The following is a 3,273-nucleotide window of genomic DNA, read 5'->3' on the forward strand; positions in this document are numbered from 1 at the left end:
TGATGGACAAATAGCTATAGCTTTTGTATTTTGTTTTATGATGTTAATACTTCTAGCAATTGACTTAAATGATAAATTTAAACGAGAGTTTAACAGATATAAAAAATATCTAAAAATTAAAAGAATCAGATCATATAAAGGAAGATAAAATGCAATTAGAATTTAATACAGTAACAATTATCCTACTTACAATGTTGGTAATCGGAATAATTTTAGCAGTTGGCAAATTTGATTATGAAAAAGATAAAAATTTAAAATAAAAGTAATTTTAATATTTTATAAAATCCCTGTTTATTTATAAGTAACAGGGATTTATTATTTTTAGAGATTAAAATAATTACTTAGTGCTTTTATTTTCGTTTTTCTTTTTTACTTTAAAAGATAGATAAAGTACAAAAAATGCAAACAGTGCGACTAATGAAAATCTTAACTCTTCCAAATTTTCTCCTAGTTTATTTATCAATAAATTTTCTGTGTTAATTATAGCAAAGCTATCAAATATTACAAAATCTTTATATCATCAAACAAAAATATTTTTAAAACGAATTGTAAATTTTATTTGTAAAATCAAAGGTTAATATTTTTATAATATAAGAACTTTTTTAAAGAAAATAAAAATCATCCTCCAAGATAATGCTCAGTAATACTAGCTCTATTATGCTTCATCTCATAGCTAACTTGTTGTAGTGAATCAGAATAAGTGTAATCAGCTTTTCCATATTCAAACATCCTTCTTTTTGCAAAGTTCCATCTAAGACCATGACTTCCTTCAGAAACTTCTTTTGAAATAATTGCTGCTTGTTTTATATCGTTATAATAATCTTGACGGTTGATTTTAAATTTTGAATTTAATGATAGATAATTTTTTAATTCAGCATAAGTTTTAAGTGACACTAAAACTTCACCTTGCTTTCCACCTTTCTCTTTTGTAAAGATAATTCCTTTTTCAACTTGTGTTACTTTATCAATTTTAATTCCAAGAATTTGTTCAGGTTTTATTAATGCAACTCCTTCAATTCTAGCTCCACCTTCTAGTTGAATTTTTGCAGCAAGTTGATTAATAGGATTTTTTAAATTTGAAATTAAAAGCATTGGGTTTTTGTATGCACGATTGTGATAATTACTGGCTACAAGTTTTAAATCTCTTGCTTCATTTAAAATAGTTTGCCTAATTGAAAAATCATAATATTTTTCTATCTTGTGAATATTTTTTGAAAAGTTTTTTAAAGCAATTTCTAACTTACCAAGTGCAGCTGAAATTTTTTCTAAGTATTGTTTACTTGGATAGTATTCAATCTTATAATCCATATACGCTTGAACATGTTCTGAACTAATTTTTTCAAAATTTCTTATCTTCCAATGTTCTAAAAGATAGTTAAAAAAGTTGTTCCAAACTCTTCTGTAACTCTCCATAGTTTTATAGCTTGAAACCATTTGGTAGTATTCATGATTTGGATTTATTTTATCTTCTTTTTTTGCTCCTTCTTGAAATATTTGTTTAACAAGTTGGGAGCTTTGATAATAAACACTTCCTCTCATCTCTTCCTCCTTTCTATGAAATTTTTTTATTTTTGATGATAGATTCAGCTCCTATCTGAAGCAAAAGTTAGTTAAGTCAATCTGCATTTATTTAAATTCTTGCATTTGAATTTTTTGTCATTACAATCGTAATAGCAAAAAGAAACTCGTAAATTTCTAAGGATTATTTTTTGTTTTTATCTTTTTGATTTGCTTAAAAGTAATTGTGCTTTTGAAAATTAAAAAAGATAAGTAGTAATAGATATTTTTTAATAGATAAAACATCTATTGGTTAATATATTTATAAAAAATATATTTTGAATCTAGCTTACAAAGTTTTGTAAACCAATTATTAAAAAAGTTAAAATTAGGAAATTGTAACACAAATTTTTGTTTATTATTTTAAGGTAAATTTTTTTGATAGTTTAAATTTTTGCTTCGGTTTCCTTTTTTTTACTAAGTTTGAGAAAATAAGCCTAGAATAAGGCTTTGTTAAAGTGTTTATTTTTTACAAAAAAACAGTAAAAAAAACATTTAGTAAACAGCAAATAAAACAGTATTTTTAAGATTTTTGAATTTATTTTTCTAAATTTTTTATTTGCTAGGAGATTTATTTTGAAAAGATATGTAGTTATAACTTGAATTATTTTAAGAGATTGTTTTTGAAAATTGAATTTTATTTAGAGTTCTTTTTTTATTAGAGATTTCACACTAAAGTTTCCATATAGAAGATATAAACTTCTCTATATCAAATAGAGTTCTTGATAAATCTTTAATTTTAGAACTAGCTTCACTGAAATTTATTTAAGATGGAAATAATATAATTTTTACAGGTTTTACAAGAACAGATAAATCTTATCTTGCTCAAACAATAGTGAATAAAGCTATCCAAAATTTTATATTAGAGTTCCAAGACTAATGCAATATCCAGGTTCTTTTGAAAAACTTGTAGCAAGAGTTAAATTCTATATTTCATAACTTATACCTCTGTTTCCAAAATATCTTTTCAAGTCTTCTTCCGAAGACATCCGAATTGCAATTTTATCTAAAACTCTCTCTTTAATAATCTGAGCAATTTCCAAATTTTCTAAATAGTCTTGAATCTTTCTTATTTGTTCGTACTCATCTGCACTTATAATAACGGCTTCTGTTTTATTATTCTTAACAATTACAAATTTTTCAACCGCTTTTGTCGAAATCTTGTCAATAAAACTACTCAAAGGTTTTGAAAGTTCAGAAATTTCCACTATCTCTTTTTGAGTATAAGTAATCATTTTTTATCCTTTTTTGGTTATACATATTTGTAGCTATAGGTAAGAATTTGATATTATCTCCAACTTTTTCCCTGCTCCATACCATACATGTGACTTGCATCGTACACGGTGTTCCATCAAAGTTTATTTAACTTTATTGTAAATTATAAAACTATTTTTTCTTATTCTTTAAATCTTTTTCATAAGAGTATTTGCCATAAGCAAGAAATATTCCAAAGGCTAAAATTATCATCATTGTAATTGATCCAGGGTTAATTGGTATTTCCATTACTGCTACCTTTTTATTTATAAATTTTATTTATTTATTATTTTGAATATACTATTTTACTTTTGATAATATTTAATTATCCTTTAAATTTATGTTTTAAATCTAAAAATATTTTATTTCTCTTCTAACCATAAACCTTCTTTATTGATTGGAAGAAATACTTCTATTAATATTATTATAGGTATTACAAATATGAGAAATTTTATAAATACT

At 24.0% G+C, this 3,273-nt stretch carries 2 protein-coding genes; both read right to left on the reverse strand.

Annotated features, from left to right (window positions below; genetic code table 11):
* Positions 1 to 618 precede the first annotated feature (618 nt).
* Positions 619 to 1,539, reverse strand: a complete 921-nt coding sequence (locus IQC44_RS11295; protein ID WP_198306461.1) for a site-specific integrase — start codon at positions 1,537 to 1,539, stop codon at positions 619 to 621.
* Positions 1,540 to 2,483: 944 nt separating this feature from the next.
* Positions 2,484 to 2,792 carry a type II toxin-antitoxin system Phd/YefM family antitoxin gene (locus tag IQC44_RS11300; RefSeq protein ID WP_198306462.1) on the reverse strand — a complete coding sequence of 103 codons (309 nt, stop codon included), beginning with the start codon at positions 2,790 to 2,792 and terminating at the stop codon, positions 2,484 to 2,486.
* Positions 2,793 to 3,273: the final 481 nt, after the last annotated feature.

The sequence above is a fragment of the Arcobacter vandammei genome (genome assembly GCF_016106035.1).
Classification (GTDB): domain Bacteria; phylum Campylobacterota; class Campylobacteria; order Campylobacterales; family Arcobacteraceae; genus Aliarcobacter; species Aliarcobacter vandammei.

Bases quoted from the DNA above. Each gene is read 5' to 3' on its own strand.
- IQC44_RS11300 (WP_198306462.1), bottom strand. From the start codon at position 2,792: ATGATTACTTATACTCAAAAAGAGATAGTGGAAATTTCTGAACTTTCA.
- IQC44_RS11295 (WP_198306461.1), bottom strand. From the start codon at position 1,539: ATGAGAGGAAGTGTTTATTATCAAAGCTCCCAACTTGTTAAACAAATA.